Genomic DNA, 18,508 nt, shown 5'->3' with positions numbered 1-18,508 from the left:
TTCACGCGGCTGCTGGAAGCGGGCCGAGGTGACCCTGGGACCGCCGGAGCCGGGGCGGATGGGGGTGCGGCTGCCGTCCAGCCAGGGCACGCCCGACCCCACCCTGATCTCGCAGCTTGAGCGGCAGGGGGTCGATTACCGCTTCGAGGCGCCAGGAGCGTGGCCCGGCCTGCTGCTGAACTTCCTGCCCCTGCTGCTCCTGTTCGGGCTGCCCGCCGCCCTGCTGGCGGTTCTCCTCGCCGTCTGGGTGCGGCGACCCCAGGCGCGGGGGCCTTAACTTTCGGCCGAATCAAGCCCAGGTGTGACGCGGGATACGCCCACACATCTTGAGTCTGGTAGACTCAAGTCCGGTGGGACGGACACCGTCCCGAACGTTCTCTTTTCCCTGGAGGGTCACACTTGAGGCGGCTCAATCCCTGGCTGATTGTCCTGTTCGTTCTGGCGCTGTTCCTGATGTTCTCTCAGGCACCCACGAGCGGGCGGGCCAGTGTCAATTACAACGTGTTCAAGGACCTGCTGGCGCAAGACCGCGTCGAGCGGGTCGTCGTGCGGGACGGGGCGGCGCAGGTCACGCTGACCCAGCCCACCAGCGTCGAGGTGATCGGCGCCCCCGAACCCCGCGAGGTGCCCGGCTTCAGCGTGCGGCTGCCCAGCAACCAGGCCACCCCCGACAGCGGGCTGATCAACCAGCTCGAGACCCAGGGCGTGGACTACCGCTTCGAGGCGCCCAGCCAGTGGCTCGGCATCCTGCTGAACTTCCTGCCCATCCTGCTCCTCATCGGCCTGATGTACTTCTTCTTCATGCGCGCCCAGGGCGGCCAGAGCGGCGTGATGCAGTTCGGCCAGAGCAAGGCCAAGAAGTACGGCAAGGAAAACCGCGTGCAGACCAAGTTCACCGACGTGGCCGGGCACGAGGAGGCCAAGCGCGAGCTGATCGAGGTCGTCGACTTCCTGAAAAATCCCGGCAAGTACCACCAGATCGGCGCCGAGATTCCCAAGGGCGTGCTGCTGGTCGGCCCTCCCGGGACTGGTAAGACGCTGCTGGCCCGCGCCATCGCGGGTGAGGCGGACGTGCCCTTCTTCAGTGTCAGTGCCTCCGAGTTCATGGAGATGTTCGTGGGCGTGGGCGCCAGCCGGGTGCGGACCCTCTTCGAGGACGCCCGCAAGAGTGCCCCCGCGATCATGTTCATCGACGAGATCGACTCCATCGGGCGCAAGCGCGGCGCCGGGATCGGCGGCGGTCACGACGAGCGTGAGCAGACCCTCAACCAGATCCTCTCCGAGATGGACGGCTTCGACAAGGCCAGCAACGTGATCGTGCTGGGGGCCACCAACCGCCCCGACGTGCTGGACCCCGCGCTGCTGCGCCCCGGCCGCTTCGACCGTCAGGTGACCATCGACCTGCCGAACCTCAAGGAGCGCGAAGCCATTCTCAAGGTCCACCTGCGCAACAAGCCGCTGGGCGAGGGCGTGGACGTGCCCGAGATCGCCAAGAGCACCCCGTACTTCTCGGGCGCCGACCTCAAGAATGTGACCAACGAGGCCGCGCTGGAAGCCGCCCGCATCGGCAAGACCCAGATCGACATGAGCGACTTTTACCGGGCGCTCGACAAGATCACCCTGGGCCTGGAAAACGGCTCGCTGACCATCAGCCCCGAGGAAAAGCGCGCCATCGCCTTCCACGAGGCCGGGCACGCGATCACGGCGGCCGTGATTCCCGGCAGCGACAAGCTCCAGAAGGTCAGCATCATCCCGCGTGGCCGGGCGCTGGGGGCGGCCTTCTACCTGCCCGAGGAGCAGGTGCTGATGAGCAAGGAGCGGCTGGAAAACCAGCTGGTCGTGTCGCTGGGAGGCCGCGCCGCCGAGGAGGTCTTTATGGGCAGCGTGACCTCGGGCGCCGCCGACGACTTCCGCAAGGCGACCAACATCGCCAGGAAGATGGTGCTGGAGTGGGGCATGGGCGAGAACTTCAAGAACATGGCCCTGACCACCGACTCCGGCCCGGTGTTCCTGGGCGAGGACATGGCCAAGCCCAAGGCCTTTTCCGAGCACACCTCGCAGCTGGTGGACGAGGATGTCAAGCGTATCCTGCACCGCGCCTACGACCGCGCCAAGAGTCTGGTCACCGAGTACGGCACCGCCATGCACGAGGTCGCCGAGGCGCTGCTGACCCAGGAACTGATCACGGGTGACGTGGTCCGCGAGGCCGTGGCCCGCGCGGGCGGTACCCCGCAGCCCACGCCGCAACCGACCGCCTGATTCCCCGCCCCAAGCCCGAAGCCCCCGCCCAGACGCGGGGGTTTTTGCTGGGCCTGTTCGGGTCAGGATTGGCGGAGGTTCGGCAGGTAGAACAACAGGTCCAGCGAGGGCGGCCGCAGGCCCTGTGTGCGCAGAAGCGCGGCGATCTGTGCCGTGTGCCGGACCTCATGCAGCATCACGTGCCACAGCAGGCCGTCCAACCGGAAGTGTTCCTCCGGCGTGTCCTCCACGACACGCGCCAGGTCGTCGCCGGTCAGCGTGGCGAGGTAAGCCAGGGTGCTCGCCTCCACCGCCCGCCAGTAGGCCAGCAACTCGGCCAGGGGGAACCCCGCGTAGACCGGGCCGTCCCCGGCGGCCTGGATCGCCGGGAAAGCGTCTTCCACGGGCGCGTCGCGCAGGATGGTGTGGTGAATCCAGCCGTCCTCCACGCGGGCGGTGTGGGCCACGAGGTCCTTGATGGAATGGAAGCGCTCACCCCTCAGCAGCGGGCGCGACAGCACCTCGTCGGGCACGGCCTCCAGCGTGGCCCACAGGTCCCGGCGGGCGCGGACGAGGTAGGCGTAGGTTCCAGGAATATCCATCATGCCCGCCAGATCGCCCAGTGCCCCTCCAGCGCGTCCATCTCTTCTCTCGTCCGGCCGCCCAGCCGCAGCAGCGCCATCATCTGGCCCCGGTGGTGGCTGTCGTGGACGATGGTGTGCTGAAGGAAGTGGGCGGGGTTGGAGCGGTAGGCGCCCTCGTTCCAGGGGTCGGCGAAGGGTTCTCCGGAGGCCAGGTGCGCCTGCACCGCCTTCACGGCGGCCTCGTCACCCGCAGCGAAGGCGGCGGCCAGCTCGGTGGGCGGGCAGTCGTGCCAGCGCCACTGGGGGTCGCCGTCCGCGTCCTTCTGGGTGTGGTCGAGGAGTGGGCCCGCGTGTTCGCGCGACAGGTTCCACAGCCAGCCGACGCGAAAGCCCGCCATATGCCGCAGGTGCCGCTCGACTGTCCAGCCACCCCGGCCGTCGCTGAGGTCGAAGTCGGCGGGCGTCAGGGCGGCGAGCAGCACCCCGTTCACGCGCCCGTTGCGGCGGAAGGCTTCGAGCAGCAGGTCAGGTTCGTTCATGCAGGTCTCCGATCACGTCAGGAATCCAGGGCACCCGGCGCTGGATTCCTGCTGTGGCTATTTTCCGATCTCCATTCGGACGGTCACGAGGTCTCCCTCGCCGATCCCTTCAGCCTGCCGGACGCTGGCCCGGACCGGCAGGACATAGAGGCCCTCTTTGGGAAACAGCGAGGTCTTCCATTCGGTTCTGCCCACCCGGGCGCGAACCGGGATCATGCCCCAGCCGTAGGTCACCAGACCGGAGGCCGCTTTCAGCGAGCCGCCGTGCTGGGCCGGAACGGTCACGAAATACCACGGGGCCGGACCGCGCCAGAACCACAGCGGGCCGCTGAACTCCATCACCGCTCCCAGAAGGGCGGCGGCTCCAGCCCCAGCGCCCGCAGGTACACGTAGCCCTGGGCGCGGTGGTGAATCTCGTTGTCGATGGCGTAGATCGCGGCGTCAAAGGCCGTCATCTCTCCCCAGGACAGGGCCTTGGTCTGCGGGTAGCGGGCGGCAGGCACGCCGGGCAACTCGGCGTCCAGACGGGCGGTGAGGGCGTTCCAGGCGGCCAGCAGCGCGGCCCTTTCCTGCGGAGGGGGACCGTCCGCCGTCCAGTCGGGGGTCGGCCACCTGTCGGTCACCAGCCCGCCCAGCGTGTACTCCGCGACGCCGTGCATCTCCCACGCCATCTGTCCAAAGGAGCGCATGGGGGGCGCGGCGCTGAAGGTAAAGAGCTGTTCTTCCGGAAAGGCCTCGATCACCCGGCGGGTCAGGGCGCGGTGGCCCTGCCAGTGGGCCAGAAAGGCGGCGGGACTCAGGATGGTGGCGCTGTCGGTTGTGGGCGTAGTCGTCATCTCGGCCTCCGTCCGCAGCGTAAACGGGATTTGCGTCAGGGTCAGACGCATTTGAATGCGATGATGGGCCTATGTACGACCCCTCCATGCGGGTGCTGACCGTGCTGGAACTGCTGCAAGCGCGGGAGACCGTGACGGGCGCGGAACTGGCGCGGCGGCTGGAGGTCAGTCCGCGCACCGTGCAGCGCTACGTGGCGCGGCTGCAAGACCTGGGCATTCCGGTGGAGGGCCGCCGGGGGGTGGGCGGCGCCTACCGCCTGAAACCCGGCTTCCGGCTGCCGCCGCTGATGTTCACGGGGGAAGAGGCGCTCAGCCTGGCGCTGGGCTTGCAGGCGCTGCGGCACCTGGGGTTGCAGGCGCTGGCCCCGGCGGCGCAGGCGGCGGGTGCCAAGCTGGGCCGGACCCTGCCGCACCCCCTGCGGGAGCTGGTCGGCGCGCTGGAAGACGCGGTGCAGCTGGGCGCCTCGCCCGGGGTGGTCACGACCGACGCGGCGCTGCTCGCGCGGTTGCTGGAGGCAGTGCGGGCCGCGCGGACGGTGGGGTTCGAGTACGTCTCGCTGCACGGGGAAGCCACGGCGCGCGCCGTGGACGTGTACCGCGCCGTTCACCTGGGCGGGCGCTGGTACGCCGTGGGCTGGTGTCACCTGCGCGGGGCGCGGCGCTGCTTCCGGCTGGACCGGATGCGCGGGCTGAGCGTGCAGGAAGAGAGCTTCACCCCGCCCGAGGCCTTTGACGCCCTGGCTTACCTGCGCGCCACCCTGAGCGATCTGCCGCCCACCCACGAGATCAGCGTCTGGCTGGCCTCCCCGCCGGGGGAACTGGCGGGCCGCGTCTCGCCGTGGCACACCGACCTCACGCCCGAAGGCGGCGGCGCCCGCCTGAAGACCCAGCGTGAGGACCTGGAGGGGTTCGCCGCCTTTGTGCTGGGCCTGGGCTGCGACTTCCGGGTGGACAGCCCGCCCCAGCTGCGGGAGGTGTTCGGGCGGCTGGCCGGGCGCTGCGCCGCCGCGCAGGCCGGGCATACACTGGCCCATGACCCAGGACCCTGTGCAGGGCGGCCCGCTGCCGGATGACCTCGCGCGCGGCAAGGCGTATGCGGGCGACGAAGTGACCGTCTACTACGACGCGCCGCGCTGCGTCCACGTCGCCAACTGCGTGCGCGGCCTCCCCGCCGTGTTCCGGCCCAGGGAGCGTCCCTGGATTCAGGTCTGGAACGAGGCCGACGCCGCGCGGGTGGCCGAGGTCGTGCGGACCTGTCCCACGGGCGCGCTGCACTACGCGCTGCACGGCGCTCCCCCCGAGGCGCCCGCCGTGCCCACCACCATCACCCCGGTCACCGACGGCCCCCTGACCCTGCGCGGCGACCTGCGGCTCCAGACTCCGGCGGGCGAGCTGCGCGAGGTCCGCGCCGCCCTGTGCCGCTGCGGCGCGAGCGGAAACAAGCCTTTTTGCGACGGCACCCACGCCCGCATCGGCTGGAAGAGTGACCAGCCTGGCGGTCAAGCGCCCCCGGATCAGCGCGGCGACGGCCACCCGGAAGAAGGGCAGCAGGCGGACGGGGCGCGGCGGGATTAGTCCGTGACCGTGTGGCCCGCCCCCCGCAGCGCCGCCCGCGCCTCCGCGAGCCGCGCCGCCGGGACCAGCACATAGTCGGTGTCGAAGGTGCTCAGCGCAAAGATCCCCACCCCGGCGTCCCGCAGCGGGTCCAGCACGGCGGCCAGGATGCCGGTCAGCCCGAAGTCGAAGGGGCCGTGCAGCTTCAGGGCCGCCCAGCCGTCCTGGTGCCCGGCCCCCGCCGGAACGAGGCTTTCCTCGCACACCAGCGAGAGTTCGTCCGGGGTGCGCGTCAGGCTGAACAAGGCGCCGCCGGGCGCGGGGAGGGGCGCGTCCGGGGCGAGCTGGGCGACGGCGAAGCGGGTGGGCGCCGCGCCGCCGAGCACGGAGAGGATGAGTTGCGGGGCCATGGGGGCAGTATGCCGGGCCGGGCCGTCTGCGGGCGCCCGCCGTACACTGGCCTATGACTTCCCCCTCCTCCTCTCTGCACGTGCCCGACCTGATTCGCCAGAAGCGCGACGGCTCAGAGCACAGCCGCGCCGAACTCGAGGGGCTGATCCTGGGCTACACCCGGGGCGAGGTGCCCGACTACCAGATCAGCGCGTGGCTGATGGCCGTGTACCTGCGCGGGATGACCCCCCAGGAGACGGCCGACCTGACGCTGGTGATGGCCGACTCGGGCGACCAGATGGACCTCGGGACGTTGCCGCGCACGGTGGACAAGCACTCGACCGGCGGGGTGGGCGACAAGACCAGCCTGATCCTGACGCCGATGCTGGCGGCGCTGGGCCTCACGGTCGCCAAGATGAGCGGGCGCGGGCTGGCGCACACGGGCGGCACCATCGACAAGCTGGAGAGCTTTCCCGGCTGGACGCCCGAGCTGCCCGAGGACCGCTTTCTGGCCCAGGCCCGTGAGATCGGCCTCGCGCTGGTGGGGCAGTCCAGGGACCTCGCGCCCGCCGACGGCAAGCTCTACGCCCTGCGCGACGTGACCGCCACCGTGGACTGCCTGCCCCTGATCGCCAGTTCCATCATGAGCAAGAAACTGGCCTCGGGAGCGCACACGGTCGTCCTCGACGTGAAGGTGGGCGCCGGGGCCTTTATGCGGACGCTGGACGATGGCCGGGCACTTGCCCGCGCGATGGTGGACATCGGCACCCGCGCCGGGCGGCAGGTGCGCGCGGTCCTGACCGACATGGACACGCCGCTGGGCCACCTGGCCGGAAACAGCCTGGAGGTGCAAGAAGCCCTCATGACCCTGCGCGGCGAAGGTCCCGAGGACCTCACCGAGCTGTGTGTGGCCCTGGCCGTCGAGGCGCTGGCGGCGTACGGGGAGGACCCGGCCCAGGCGGAAGCCCGCGCCCGCGCGACCCTGGCAGACGGCTCGGCCCTGGCGAAGTTCCGCGCTTTTGTGGGCGCCCAGGGCGGGGACGCCTCGCGGGTGGACCACCCCGAGCGGCTGGACGTGGCGCCCGGCCGCGCCGAGATCGTGGCCCCCGCTTCCGGCTTCGTGGAGCGCATCGACGCCCTCTCGGTGGGCCGCGCCGTCCTGGTGCTGGGCGGCGGGCGCGAACGCAAGGGCGAGGCCATCGACCACGGGGTCGGCGTCGAGCTGCTCCGCAAACCCGGCGAGGCTGTGCAGGCGGGAGAGGCGGTGCTGCGGCTCTACCACCGGGAGGGCCGGGGCCTGGACGCCGCCCGCGCGCTGTTGGAAGTGGGTCTGACGGTGACGGCCCAGGCGCCCCAGGCCCAGCCGCTGATTCTGGACCGGGTGAACTGACCCCCCTGGGGACCCCGGAGGGCCGGCCCCCCTGCGTCCGCGCCCGGTTCTCCGAGGCCCGGTCGCCCGCGCTCGTCGTCTTTTCAGAAACGGCGTCCCAGCTGGCAACCACACAACGAAAAAACTCCCTCTGGGAGGGAGTCTGTGCTGGTCGAGGCGGCGAGATTTGAACTCACGACCCCTACCACCCCAATCTCATTCGGGACGGTCGTTTAAGCAGGGTTGGGAATGTTCGGAGTGGTTTCTCCGCGTGCTGGTCAAGGTTTGCAGGGATTACGGCAGGTCTGAGCGGGTTGGAGAAGGTTGGTGTTGCTGCACGGGTTGCTGCTTCGGCTGCACCACGATCTCCAGTCCGAGGGCCTCCAGCATGTCGATCAGACTCTGCGGAACCTGCCCGCGTCGTCCAGCCAGCATGGCGGCGACCGCAGGCTGGCTGACGCCCAGGCGATCCGCCAGAGCTTGCTGAGTGACGCGGGGAGACGAGCCGTCCATTGCAGCGCGCAGGGCGTCACGAATCCGCTGGTCAGTGGGGGAGAGCGCAGCAGGCATGGAAGCATCATAGCTGGGCATAGTCATATTGCTTATTATAACCATGTCGGTTATAATCTGGATATCAGTGAAGGGCGCGTCCGAACCGCCAAGAACGACCGCGCCCTTCACTGAAATCCCCCGCAGCAGGAGATCACCGTGGACACTACCACCCCCCGAGCCAAGACCCGCACCTGGAAGGCCATCACCGTAGACACCGAGTACGGCGTGGTCCGCAGCATCTCCCATCAAGTCGTCACCCTGACCCGCGACGGTCTCGGTCAACTCTCTGCAACAGTGGACGGCCAGCTCAGGGGCTACGCGGACGCCACCTGGATTCTCGACAACGCCACCCGTACCGAGCTGCTGCACGAGATCCTGCTTCCCATCGGCAAAGCCGCCGCGTGCCAGCTGCACCGCGAGCTGGGCGTCCTGGGTTACCGCAGCGCCACGCACTACGCACTTGCGGCCGAGGTCCTGGGCGTATCCGTGCCCAGCCTGGCTGCGCTTACCACCGAAGAGGCGGCCCTGACCCGCAGCTACGCCTACGCGCAGACAGGTCGGGCCGCGTGAACCAGCCCCTTGTCTTCTGGGAGGCCCGGCGCATGGACCACGTGACGTGGGAAATCGTCGGAATGCAGGCGACCCGCAACCGCGGCTACCAACCTGCGCGCTTGACGGTTGCCAGCGTGCAACTCTCCGCCATGACCGTCACCGGCACCGATGGCGAGGTCTACCCGCTGGATCGCAGTCTCGACGGCTACGCGGCGCTGTTGTACGTCGAGCAGGATTTGGCTGATCAGCAGGCGGTTGCCTGATGCCCCGTCCTGACTTGGCCGCCGCGCGTGCGGCGGCCCTTGAGGCGTTGGGCCGGGGTGCCGAGCGCACCCTGGAGAAGCTGGAGGCCGCCGGGCTGGTCGTGGTCCGGCGCTCGGACCTACCAGACCCCAGTGCCGGTCGCCGCACCCTGGGCGACGTCGAGGTAATCATCCCTGAGGACTGGCGCGAGCCGTTCGCGCTGATCGTCGAAGCGGGCAGCGAGGTCCTAGACCTCCACGCCTTGAAGACGGCGGTGCCCGCCATCCGCGAGGCCGTCCACCTCGCCCGCATCATGGGTCACCGCGTGGACGTGGAGATCGACGAGGCCGAGGGCCTGGTCATGCGCGCGTGGACAGTCGAGCCATGACCGGCGAGCGCGAGCCGCTGGGCACGGCGGTTTACAACGTTGAGGATGACACCCTGCGCTGGACGCCCGGCGCCCGCCTGGACGCCAACGAGTACGCCCGGACCCGTGAGGCCGGGTTCCGGTGGTGGCGCGGGTCGGAGGCCTGGGTCGCCACCTGGACGCCCGAACGCGAGGACTTCCTGCTGGAGTTCGTGGAATCCATCGAGCACGAGACCGACCCCGACGACCCGGACGCCAGGCTCACCCGCTTCGCGGGCCGCGCCGCTGCTGCCGAAGGGCGGGCAGGGGAGAGGCGCCAGGCCGCGTCCGCAGGCCTGCCCCCGATGGGCGAGCCGATCAAGGTCGGGCACCACTCGGAGGGGCGGCACCGCCGGGCCATCGAACGCAGTGAACAGAACATGCGAAAGGCGGTGGAGGAGGGCCGCAAGGCCGAGTACTGGCAGCAGCGGGCGGCAGGTGTCGAGCGACGTGCCCGGCAGAAGTCGGACCCTGGCGTGGTTCGGCGCCGGATCGAGAAGCTGGAGGCGGAGCTGCGGCGGGTGCAGCGGTCGCTCGCGGATCTGGAGGCGCGTCCACCCACGCCGGATCGGCAGGCATCGTGGGACCGGAGTGCGGCCCACTGGCGCCGCTGGGCCGAGCACCTGGAGTTGCGGCTGGCCTTCGAGCGTGCCCGGTTGGAGGGGCTGGCACCCGCGCCTTTCGCCCCCTCTTCCAGCTACAAGAAGGGCGACGTGCTGCTCAGCAGCCGGTACGGGAAGGTCGAGGTCCTGCGGGTCGGCCCCAAGAACGTCCGCGTGAAGATTCTGGAGGGCGGCGCCCGGGGGATGCAGATGATGGCCAGGCCCAACGAGCTGCGCCGCCCGGACGAGGACGTGTCCACCAGCGGTTGACAGCGAGGTCATCCACAGGCTCCTGTGAACAACGCTGAAGCCCCCGCCCTAGTCGAAGCTGGGCGGGGGCTTTCCTGTGTGCTGGCTCAACTCCAGCTGGGTTCGACGGTGATCCCGTTGCACTCCCACTCCCCCCATTTGCCGGTCGTCCAGGCGCTTGTGGCCAGGGCGTGGGCCTCGGCGTAGGTCAGGCGCTCCCCAGCGATTCTGAGGGTGAGGTTGGTCAGGCTATGGGGACCGGTGACTTCGACGCGCTGGTAGCTGTCCTCAACGTGCCAGTTGACGAGGTCGAAGGCCTGGACGTGCGGCTGGGTGAGTTGGGCGGGCATCTCGAAACCTCCTGGCCCCGGTTACAGCCGGGGCCGTTACTGCGGGTTCAGATCGCCTGGGCGACCCACTGGCTCTTGGTCTTAAAGCGAGCGTTCTTGACCTTCTCGCGGTACGTCTCGGCCTCCTTGCCGGTCAGCAGCTCCAGCCGGACCTCTTGGCCGTCGAGCACCAGGTTGCCGCGCTCGTTGGTGGTGGCTACGATCCAGAACTGCGTGCCATCGACGTCCTGGGCAAGGGCGGCCAGCCAGCCCGCCGTGCTGCCACGCCGCGCGGCCGCCGCGGCTTCCTCCTTGTTCTTGTGCGTCGAGGCGGGCGTGAAGCTCAAGTGCACGATGGGGTTGCGTCCTTCCTCGTGCAGCGCGGCGGGCACGCCCCCCAGGTCACCGCCGCAGGGCGGACCCCACTTCACGACCACCTTCGCAGCCTTCTCGGTCTTCGGCTTGGCTTCCTTGATCGGACGCAGGCCGCCCACTCGCTGAGCGTGGTTGGAAGTCTTGGGATCGGCGGGTGCCTCGACGGCCTCCTCGACCGGCACGGACTGGAGTGCGGGCGCCTCCCCGGGCAGCACCTCGACCTCATCCGTTACGTCGCCGCTTGCTTCCTGTTCGCGGATCTCGTCGGCTAGCGCCAGCGCCTCTGCCCGCTCGTCTTCCTCGTGTGCGGCCTGGAGCTGGGCGTCGGCGATCAGCCGCTTGATCTCAGTGGGTGTGACGCGCGCCTTGTCGTCGCCGTCTTCGAGGAAGAAGTCCTTGCTGGTCCGGGTGACCTTGATGCCGACTGCGGCAGCGGAGGCGATCAGGGCGTCTTTGTCGGCGGCGGTCACGGGGAGCTTGGTCATAGTGGTTTCCTCCGTTCTAGACGGCGTTTTCGCCTTCTTGGATGTCTGCAGTCTGAAGGTCGGAGGTCGGGAAGTAAAGTCTCCGAAATTGGAAAAACACCGTCCTAGACGGTGTGTTCGGTCAGACTGAACAGCGGCAACTCGGGCGGGACTGGCGGCGATGGCTTCACACTCCGTAAAGGCGTGCAGCAGCGGGTTTAACGCCCGTTTATGCTCAAACCACGCCGACGCGGAGCAGCAGCCTCCCAAGGTGCTGAGGCGAACTCAAGAGGCCCGCTCCAAGCTGGAGAGTGGGCCCTGACTTTGGTGTTCTGGGCAGTGCCCCCTTATGCGGGGCGATGAAGGAGCCAGGAAGTGCTCATCCGGGCAGCACCGCCGGGCTTGGGGCCGTCCCTGCTTGCGCTGCTGCCTGAAGCTGAAAGAGCGCCTCCGGTCCCCAGAGGACGACACTGTTTGCCCGGGCTAACTCCTGCGCCGCGCGGGTGTAGCCTGGCCCACTCGTGACCACGGCCGCGTGGACGCAGCGGTACAGGGCCTTCGAGGCGACGATCTCCTGCACCGCTGCATTTCCGACGTTGCCCGTGTAGTGCTTGACCTGAATGGCCACTCGCGCTCCCCGGGGGCTCACCGCGATGACGTCGGCACCCTGGTCGCTGCTGCCCCGTGTGGCATCCGCCCGCCACCCTGGAAGCGCAGAAATAACCTGAGCGACATGTAACTCCAGTTCTCGCGGACTGAGCGCGCGCAGGTCCTGAAGTGCCAGCGTGCGTTTACGGTTGCGGTCATGGACGGCTTTGATGATTAGCACTGCGGCTGTGATCACAAGTACGCCCAGTGGGATGGAAACCCAGAGCGAGAGGCTAGCTATCCAGCTGCCGATCCAGAAGATTCCCACTGCCGCTACCAAGAGGGCGCCACCAGCCGCTTCATCCTTCTTCGCCTTTTTCGAGCGTCTCCTGCGTCTTGCCATTTCCGCACGCTAGCGAATACGCACTGACTTGCTTCCTACAGTCGTCAGTCAGCCCGGGGTTGATAGAGCAGATCCGGCCTTGATTTAGGGCTGATTTTCCGGGCACGGCTCCACAAACTCGACGTCCAGCCAGTAGGCGGCCTCGCCGACGTCCATCTCCAGGTCGTTCTCCAGCAGATCTGTCCACGCGGCCCAGGCCTCGTCGCGCGCCTCCTCGTGGCAGCCGAGGTAGTCGGCCAGCGCAGCGCGCTTCTCGGGATCAGGGCCACCGTCCTGCAGGCCCAGGTCCTGCCGGTAGGCGGCGTCGAGCAGGTCCGCGATCTCGATAGGGGTCAGGTCGGCGGGGCGCATGGAGGAAGGGTACCCTGAGCCATGCGGGCTGTACACGAGAGGTGCGAAGTCGAGCTGGATGCAGGGGGCGCGTCGCAACCCTGTGGGTAACCTGTCCCCTTGCCAGCCAAGCCTCCGACTCACGTGGTCGCTAAAGCCCCTCCAGCCAGGCCTTGAACTCTTCCATACTGCCCTCGCCGTAACCGTCTGCTTCTACACCTCGTAGAAGCCGCCAGCGCCAGAGCGTCACCTCCCGTTAGACGGTGATGGCGACCCCCGAGGGGGTGACATGGTGGTAGAGCCGCCGTTCCTCCAGGTTCACAGTGTCAATGTCGGGTAGCGGCTTGCCAGGAAGAAATTCGCTCATGAATCCGCCTTCGCCCTGACTGGCTGGCATGCTTGTTAGCGTCAGTCGCTTGTACATTTTGACGCAATTTGGCAGTTCGGGTTAATAGATTTCTCGCCCCCGCGTGTAGCTCTTGCAGGCGTTGGGGGTATAGACCACACATTCGTGTGCAGATCTTCCTGGGGTGCCGTACAGTTTTCGAATCCATCTGTTCCCGCCCTAGCGAGCTTTCTATCTTCCTGGAGAAGCCATGACAAAGGACAATACCGACCCGAAGCGCTGGATGATGAAGCGGCAGACCGAGGTCAAACACCAGATTCTGGAGCACTACCTCAAGGCATATATGGCAGTTCAGGGGCGGAGGCAGCCCACCACTTTTCACTTTGTAGACGGCTTCGCTGGCCGGGGGGTCTATCAGGGTGGGGAACCGGGCTCACCGATCATCGCCATGCGGACAGGCGAAGAGCTGTACGGCTTTACGAATGGCAACGCCAGGTTGCGTGTCTACGCTGTCGAACTGGAGCCGGAAAATTACCTTTCCCTCAGCCAGGAGGTGACTAAAGCCCGCCCCCAATGCCCTAGCATTCGAATCAATCTCTATAATAAGTCCTTCGCAGATCAAATTGACCCAATCTTGCAAGCCATTCCATCAGGGGAGCCAACATTCGTTTTCATTGATCCATTTGGATATGATGGCGTAGACATAGATACTGTTATTAGCATCCTTAAGAGGCCCCGTACGGAGTCATTTGCTACCTTCATGAGTTCATGGATCAATCGGTTTCTCAGCGTGGATGGCAAAGCAGCGCTGAACGATAAGGTTTTTGGCGGACCGGAATGGCGTGATATTTCAGAGGTTAAGGACGAAAAAACGCAGGAGAAGGTAGTGCGTCTCTATTGTACCAACCTTCTTAAGGCTGCTAAGGAACAGGGAATTCACAATCTGATCGTTTTCCCAATTGGTATTAAGGGAGATCAAAATGGCTCAAGCATATATCATCTTGTTCACCTTTCGACTAGCCCAAAGGCGAGATTCGAAATGGAGACAGCAGTTAAGCGTAGAGCTACTGCCGTTTTGAAGGGCGTTAATCTGGGGACTATTGAACCCCTGTTTTTTATGATGACACAGCAGGACCCGACATCTGACCTAGTTCTGGATCTACTGCAATCCCGTGGAGAGATGGACGCTCTGACTGTTGCTGGAGAGATCTGGCAACGACGTTGGGAGGACAATCTGACGTGGGATGGAGAAATCCGACGCGTGTTTCAAGACCTGGAGCGAGAGGGCAGAATTGAGATCACGAGGCCCGGCAGAATTCGGAAGCTCGGCCTCGTGATCGAGGAGAAAGATAGGATCAGATTGAAGCGGTAGGCATGAACCGCGCTTGGTGTTCTGCCCATGCAAGCGGCATTTCGTCGTAGGTCTGACCTTCGACCAGTCGGCCACGAGACTTGGGGGTGATGCCTCCCCATTGCTTGTGGAAAAAGGCCACCCCTGCCTCTCGACACTGCTCCCGAATATCCAGCACCCACTGCTCCTCGATAGGACGATGCTTTCGACCTGACTCGCCCCCTGTGATGACCCACTGGATGCCTGTGAGATCGAGATCCAACGGCCCAAGAAGTGGTTCGCAGGAAAGGAAGCGGACGTGGGCCGGGACCTCCCGCAAAACGTCGATTCGTCTGGTGTACTTCTGGTTCTCTACGGAGACCCCGAGCCAGACGTTCTCAGGCCAGGTCAGTCGTGGAGCCAACTCTGCCAGTCTCTTTTCACGCTTGGTCAAAATTTGGAAGACGTGTCGTGGGCATTCCCTCATGACCTCGAAAATCTCTTGAAGGTAGTCCAATGGCATGGACTCATGAAATAGATCACTCATAGAATCCACAAAAATTCTGCTGGGGGCCCGCCAACTCTTGGGCTGGTTGAGGCGTTCCCGGCGAACTTTGAACTCGAAGCCAGTTGGAAAATGGTTGGTAAACCGATGCGCTACGCTCTCAGCGTAACAGAACTGGCAGCCAGGGCTGACCTTGTTACAGCCGGTGGTGGGGTTCCACGTCCGGTCTGTCCATTCAATTCCTGTCTGTGGGCTAGCCATTATGTTCCTACAGTAACGCAGTTCGTAATGTGAGTTTACATATTTGCCCACCGTATGGTAAAACATCGTCTCAAGCGCAAAAAACGACCGACCCTCTCGGTTTCGGCTGGGGCGAGAGGGGGCCAAAACGGCTCGTGTTGTCCGAGGCTTGCCGCCCCTACACCGCCTAAGCCAGCCCCAGCACGACCATCCCGCCCAGCCATAGCGCAGGCACCAACGCCTCGACCTCACCGCCATATCCCAGCAGGTTCAGGCCTAGCCCGAGGGCTGCAAACAAGCAGGCGAAGACGGCGACCAGAGGAGGTGGCCGCTCTGTGTCCTCTGGCCTCGGTTCGGCCGGAGCTTCAGCGAGAGCTTCGCGCAGCAGCCGGACCTGCTCGGCGTTGGCAGCGTCGTGACGCTCGCGGTCCGTCATGCGGAGCAGGGTACCCGGCTCAGGCGGGAGCCGTGACCGCAGATGCGCGCTCCAGGTTGAGCGCCAGCAGCCGGGCCAGCACCTCGTCCTCGCTCAGGGACCACTCCCAGCCATACGCGGCGGCAACCGAAGCGTCCAGGCGGTCGTGGGCGGTCGCCAGGGCGGCGGCGGGATGCGAGGCGTCCGGCTCGGCGCGCAGCTGGGCGACGGCGTTGTACAGGCCGGTCAGGGTCGCTCCCTCGTCCTGAGCCAGCAGGTGTTCGCGCAGCTGCACGACGTAGCGTGCCCACTTCTCGACCTCCGCACGCTGGTCCCCAGCCGGGCGAGGGAAGGGGAACGTCTCGAAGCAGGTGGAGGGAGTGTAGCGCAGGTCGTTGCCCACCCCCATATACGTGCCCTGCGCCCTGGCCCAGGTCCGGTGGATGCTGGACGCCAGCACGCCGAAAGTGAAGTCGTCGTCGCGGGCCACCACGACCACCTGCCCGTCGACCACCCGGGGAGGCGTGAGCCAGACGGGCAGCAGATGCTTGGCAACCCGTGGGATGCCGATGAACCGTGGCAGGGGTTGAATCGCCTGCCGCAGATCCGGCGCGGTCCGGGCGTGCTGCCACCACCGCTCACGCTCCAGCCGGTTGGCGACGCGGTCACGGTCCGGTTTGACCTGTGTCCGGACATACTCGTAGGGCGCCAGATAGCGCGCCGCTTCCGCCTGGGTCATCAGGTTGAAATCGACGATCCACCGATCACTGGGCGTGCGCGTAAGGTCCATGCCGTTCACCCACGGCTTGAGCACGTCCCCATTGCAGGCGCCGTCTGGATTGGGCAGCTGCAGCCACTGCCGGGCCAAGGCGCCAGGGATATCGAACTTGCCCTTTTTCATGGCGCCGACGAACGCGGTGCCCCGGTTCTCCACGAGCGGCTCGGCCCGGTTCACATCGGCCCGCGCACTCAGGTCCGCATTGATGTCCGGGGTCGCCTGACCGTTGAGGGTCCTGAGCTGCTCCTGGCCGCCATCGAAAGCGAAGAGACTGACCCGCACGGCCGCCCCGTCCTGTGCCCACGGCTCGTCCGGCCAGGCCATGAACAGGTCCCCCGTCGCCTTGATGCGCTCCAGCACCGTCCGGTTCTTGCCGCCCCGGATGCTGTTGGTCGCCACGAAGCCCGCGCGCTGGCTGCTGCCTGCGGCGATGGCCGCCCGGGCCTTCTCCGGCCAGTAGCAGGCCAGGTCGCTCTGGGCCGGGAGCCGGTCACCGTACACGCCGCGCAGGGCCAAGGTGTACTCCCCGCCCAGGCGCTGGCGCATGAACTTGTCCCCCAGAAACGGTGGATTCCCCACGATGAACTCCGCCGCGGGCCAGGCGGCTTCCGTCCCTTCTGGCGTGAGCAGGGCGTCCCGCCGTTGAAGGCCGTCCAGGCGTTGCAGGACCGGCGTCTCCCAGTTTCCCCCGTGCGCCCGCTTCCACTGAAAGTACCCGATCCAGAGGGTGATGCTCGCCAGCTCATGCGCGAACGGCTCGATCTCGATCCCCAGCATCTGCCGGGGGTGCACCAGGGGCGGGATGTCGAACGGCCCCGCCTCGTTCACGAACGCCGCTGCCCGGACCTCGTGCTCCAGATCGAGCAGTTTCTTCAGGGCGACGAACAGGAAATTCCCGCTGCCACATGCCGGGTCGAGCACCCGCACCTGCGCCAGGCGCTGCTGGAACGTCAGCAGGCGCTCCACGCGCTTGTGCGGCCTTTTCAGGACGGCGATCTCCGTCTTGACCTCGTGCCACTCGCGCCACAGCGGCTCCAGGACGACCCGGTCCACAATGCGCTCGATGTCGGTGACGCTGGTGTAATGCGCGCCGCGCTTGCTGCGCACCGCCGTGTCCAGGCTGTCCTCGAAGAGCGCGCCGAAGATGCTGGGTTCCACCTCGGCCCAGTCCAGCTGAGCGGCGGCCAGCAGCGCCTCCGCGTCCTGCGCCGTGATGGCGAGCGCGTCCCCACTGTCGAACAGCCCGCCGTTGAAGTGCCGGACGTCCTTGCCCCAGAACTCGCCGCCGTGCTGCATCGCCGTGAACAGTTCCTGGAAGTAGGTCAGGCTGCGCTCGGGGTACTGCCGGGCGCGTTCCAGGATCTGACTCAGCAGCCCCCGTTCGAGCAGGCCCACGTCCTCGGCGAACATGGCGAACACCAGCCGCATCATCAGGTGGGCGGACCGCGTCCGGTCGTTCGTCCGGGCCGTCAGGGCGCGGGCCACAGCCCCGATGCGCCGGGTGGCGTCCGTCGTGACACGCTCGCGCAGAAGCCTGGGGTCGAGCGTCTCGGGTTTCCAGAGGGCCGAATGCAGCACGTCCAGCGCGTGGAAATCACTTCCGGCGATCACGCGGTTCGAGGCGACGTCGTCGAGCGTCACCCGGTACGTCTTGGGGCTGGTGCCGGTAAAGGCGGTGTTGACCTCGATGCGGCTCATGTCCGAGGTGATGATCAGGGGCGGGCTGCCCAGCTCGCGGGCATACAGCGTGGCCTGCTGGAGCGCGGCGCCCAGGTCCTTGCCGAAGCCCTTGTACTCCGCGATGAAGTGCCCCGCCTTGAACACGTCCGCGAAGCCCTGGTCCCGGGTCCCCACCTTCCGCACGCTCCGCTGGAAGCCGTAGTCCCACTCCGGGGGAGCCTCCTGGGGCGTCGGGTGATCGACCAGGCGGCAGAGGTCGGTCCAGTGGAGCGGATAGTCGGCAGACTCTTTGCCCTTGGCGGCGCGCTCATGCCAGCGCTGGGCGAAGTCTTGGTGGGACAGGGACGCACGGGACATAGGGAACACTCCAGGCAGTGGATTCAGAACGAAAAAGCGCCGCTTTCGCGGCAGGTCTTGACTTTCTGACCCTGCAAGGCGGCGCCCACGTCCACCAGGGGTTGCGTCTGTGTCGGCAGATTACGGGTTATCCACAGGGTTTTCCACAAGTCAGCCCGAAAGATTAAGGCGGCGCGTCACCTCGCCCCTGGCGGCGTGCACGACCGCCGGGCAGCCCCTGACCTGGGCGCGAGGCCCCGAGAGCTGGCAGGCCG

Annotated in this window: 23 protein-coding genes; 10 read left to right on the top strand and 13 right to left on the bottom strand. The window is 66.8% G+C overall.

The window, feature by feature from the left end; genetic code table 11:
• Positions 1 to 28: 28 nt before the first annotated feature.
• Both HNQ09_RS09660 and ftsH read left to right on the top strand, forming a co-directional pair.
• On the top strand, positions 29 to 277 hold the full coding sequence (locus HNQ09_RS09660; protein ID WP_184028453.1) for a hypothetical protein: 249 nt from the start codon (positions 29 to 31) through the stop codon (positions 275 to 277).
• A 122-nt stretch (positions 278 to 399) separates the two neighbouring features.
• Complete coding sequence (ftsH, locus tag HNQ09_RS09655) at positions 400 to 2,259, top strand: ATP-dependent zinc metalloprotease FtsH (RefSeq protein ID WP_184028451.1); 1,860 nt, start codon at positions 400 to 402, stop codon at positions 2,257 to 2,259.
• Between the two features lie 62 nt (positions 2,260 to 2,321).
• On the opposite strand, the gene HNQ09_RS09650 is transcribed toward ftsH, so the two are convergent.
• The 4 genes from HNQ09_RS09650 to HNQ09_RS09635 are packed head-to-tail and all read right to left on the bottom strand — an operon-like array spanning position 2,322 to position 4,248.
• A complete protein-coding gene (locus tag HNQ09_RS09650) occupies positions 2,322 to 2,843 on the bottom strand; it encodes a DinB family protein (protein ID WP_246363265.1) in 522 nt (173 codons plus the stop codon).
• A complete protein-coding gene (locus HNQ09_RS09645; protein WP_184028448.1) occupies positions 2,840 to 3,361 on the bottom strand; it encodes a DinB family protein in 522 nt (173 codons plus the stop codon). Before HNQ09_RS09645 ends, HNQ09_RS09650 begins: the two co-directional genes overlap by 4 nt.
• Positions 3,362 to 3,418: 57 nt before the next feature.
• A complete protein-coding gene (locus HNQ09_RS09640) occupies positions 3,419 to 3,700 on the bottom strand; it encodes a DUF1905 domain-containing protein (RefSeq protein WP_184028445.1) in 282 nt (93 codons plus the stop codon).
• Positions 3,700 to 4,248, bottom strand: coding sequence for a DinB family protein (locus HNQ09_RS09635; protein WP_343057720.1), 549 nt, complete (start codon positions 4,246 to 4,248; stop codon positions 3,700 to 3,702). Before HNQ09_RS09635 ends, HNQ09_RS09640 begins: the two co-directional genes overlap by 1 nt.
• 20 nt (positions 4,249 to 4,268) lie before the next feature.
• Between HNQ09_RS09635 and HNQ09_RS09630 the strand changes: the two genes are divergently transcribed.
• Complete coding sequence (locus HNQ09_RS09630) at positions 4,269 to 5,270, top strand: helix-turn-helix transcriptional regulator (protein ID WP_184028443.1); 1,002 nt, start codon at positions 4,269 to 4,271, stop codon at positions 5,268 to 5,270.
• Positions 5,230 to 5,772 (top strand): (4Fe-4S)-binding protein, encoded by a 543-nt coding sequence (locus HNQ09_RS09625; protein ID WP_184028440.1) that lies wholly within the window; start codon positions 5,230 to 5,232, stop codon positions 5,770 to 5,772. Before HNQ09_RS09630 ends, HNQ09_RS09625 begins: the two co-directional genes overlap by 41 nt.
• Here HNQ09_RS09625 and HNQ09_RS09620 read toward each other — a convergent pair.
• A complete protein-coding gene (locus HNQ09_RS09620) occupies positions 5,769 to 6,161 on the bottom strand; it encodes an ACT domain-containing protein (RefSeq protein ID WP_184028437.1) in 393 nt (130 codons plus the stop codon). The two genes, HNQ09_RS09625 and HNQ09_RS09620, sit on opposite strands and share 4 nt — an antisense overlap.
• Positions 6,162 to 6,214: 53 nt before the next feature.
• Between HNQ09_RS09620 and HNQ09_RS09615 the strand changes: the two genes are divergently transcribed.
• Positions 6,215 to 7,531: a thymidine phosphorylase gene (locus tag HNQ09_RS09615; RefSeq protein WP_184028434.1), complete on the top strand. Its 1,317-nt coding sequence runs from the start codon at positions 6,215 to 6,217 to the stop codon at positions 7,529 to 7,531.
• A gap of 273 nt (positions 7,532 to 7,804) precedes the next feature.
• On the opposite strand, the gene HNQ09_RS09610 is transcribed toward HNQ09_RS09615, so the two are convergent.
• Entirely contained in the window at positions 7,805 to 8,080 is a 276-nt protein-coding gene (locus HNQ09_RS09610) for a helix-turn-helix domain-containing protein (RefSeq protein WP_246363264.1), read from the bottom strand.
• A gap of 138 nt (positions 8,081 to 8,218) precedes the next feature.
• On the opposite strand from HNQ09_RS09610, the gene HNQ09_RS09605 reads away from it, so the two are divergent.
• The 4 genes from HNQ09_RS09605 to HNQ09_RS09590 are packed head-to-tail and all read left to right on the top strand — an operon-like array spanning position 8,219 to position 10,135.
• On the top strand, positions 8,219 to 8,632 hold the full coding sequence (locus tag HNQ09_RS09605) for a hypothetical protein (protein ID WP_184028431.1): 414 nt from the start codon (positions 8,219 to 8,221) through the stop codon (positions 8,630 to 8,632).
• Between the two features lie 32 nt (positions 8,633 to 8,664).
• Positions 8,665 to 8,877 (top strand): hypothetical protein, encoded by a 213-nt coding sequence (locus HNQ09_RS09600; RefSeq protein ID WP_184028428.1) that lies wholly within the window; start codon positions 8,665 to 8,667, stop codon positions 8,875 to 8,877.
• Positions 8,877 to 9,245, top strand: coding sequence for a hypothetical protein (locus HNQ09_RS09595; protein WP_184028425.1), 369 nt, complete (start codon positions 8,877 to 8,879; stop codon positions 9,243 to 9,245). Before HNQ09_RS09600 ends, HNQ09_RS09595 begins: the two co-directional genes overlap by 1 nt.
• The gene (locus HNQ09_RS09590) at positions 9,242 to 10,135 is read left to right on the top strand and encodes a DUF3560 domain-containing protein (RefSeq protein WP_184028422.1); all 894 of its coding nucleotides are present in this window, start codon (positions 9,242 to 9,244) and stop codon (positions 10,133 to 10,135) included. Before HNQ09_RS09595 ends, HNQ09_RS09590 begins: the two co-directional genes overlap by 4 nt.
• 86 nt (positions 10,136 to 10,221) lie before the next feature.
• Here HNQ09_RS09590 and HNQ09_RS09585 read toward each other — a convergent pair whose 3' ends face one another.
• From HNQ09_RS09585 to HNQ09_RS09570, 4 genes are all read right to left on the bottom strand, one after another.
• The gene (locus HNQ09_RS09585; protein WP_184028420.1) at positions 10,222 to 10,464 is read right to left on the bottom strand and encodes a hypothetical protein; all 243 of its coding nucleotides are present in this window, start codon (positions 10,462 to 10,464) and stop codon (positions 10,222 to 10,224) included.
• Positions 10,465 to 10,511: 47 nt separating this feature from the next.
• Positions 10,512 to 11,303, bottom strand: coding sequence for a hypothetical protein (locus HNQ09_RS09580; RefSeq protein ID WP_184028417.1), 792 nt, complete (start codon positions 11,301 to 11,303; stop codon positions 10,512 to 10,514).
• Between the two features lie 358 nt (positions 11,304 to 11,661).
• Positions 11,662 to 12,273 carry a restriction endonuclease gene (locus HNQ09_RS09575; protein WP_184028414.1) on the bottom strand — a complete coding sequence of 204 codons (612 nt, stop codon included), beginning with the start codon at positions 12,271 to 12,273 and terminating at the stop codon, positions 11,662 to 11,664.
• A gap of 84 nt (positions 12,274 to 12,357) precedes the next feature.
• Positions 12,358 to 12,624, bottom strand: a complete 267-nt coding sequence (locus HNQ09_RS09570; RefSeq protein WP_184028411.1) for a hypothetical protein — start codon at positions 12,622 to 12,624, stop codon at positions 12,358 to 12,360.
• Positions 12,625 to 13,199: 575 nt separating this feature from the next.
• On the opposite strand from HNQ09_RS09570, the gene HNQ09_RS09565 reads away from it, so the two are divergent.
• Positions 13,200 to 14,321 (top strand): three-Cys-motif partner protein TcmP, encoded by a 1,122-nt coding sequence (locus HNQ09_RS09565; RefSeq protein ID WP_184028406.1) that lies wholly within the window; start codon positions 13,200 to 13,202, stop codon positions 14,319 to 14,321.
• Here the strand turns inward: HNQ09_RS09565 and HNQ09_RS09560 are convergent.
• From HNQ09_RS09560 to HNQ09_RS18885, 3 genes are all read right to left on the bottom strand, one after another.
• Positions 14,305 to 15,045: a DUF5131 family protein gene (locus HNQ09_RS09560; protein ID WP_184028404.1), complete on the bottom strand. Its 741-nt coding sequence runs from the start codon at positions 15,043 to 15,045 to the stop codon at positions 14,305 to 14,307. The genes HNQ09_RS09565 and HNQ09_RS09560 overlap by 17 nt on opposite strands.
• A gap of 166 nt (positions 15,046 to 15,211) precedes the next feature.
• Complete coding sequence (locus tag HNQ09_RS09555; RefSeq protein WP_184028402.1) at positions 15,212 to 15,460, bottom strand: hypothetical protein; 249 nt, start codon at positions 15,458 to 15,460, stop codon at positions 15,212 to 15,214.
• Between the two features lie 19 nt (positions 15,461 to 15,479).
• Positions 15,480 to 18,254: a class I SAM-dependent DNA methyltransferase gene (locus tag HNQ09_RS18885; protein WP_184028399.1), complete on the bottom strand. Its 2,775-nt coding sequence runs from the start codon at positions 18,252 to 18,254 to the stop codon at positions 15,480 to 15,482.
• Positions 18,255 to 18,508 lie beyond the last annotated feature (254 nt).

It is taken from the genome of Deinococcus budaensis, from assembly GCF_014201885.1.
Lineage (GTDB): Bacteria > Deinococcota > Deinococci > Deinococcales > Deinococcaceae > Deinococcus > Deinococcus budaensis.
This window is presented reverse-complemented; position numbering and strand designations above follow the sequence as displayed.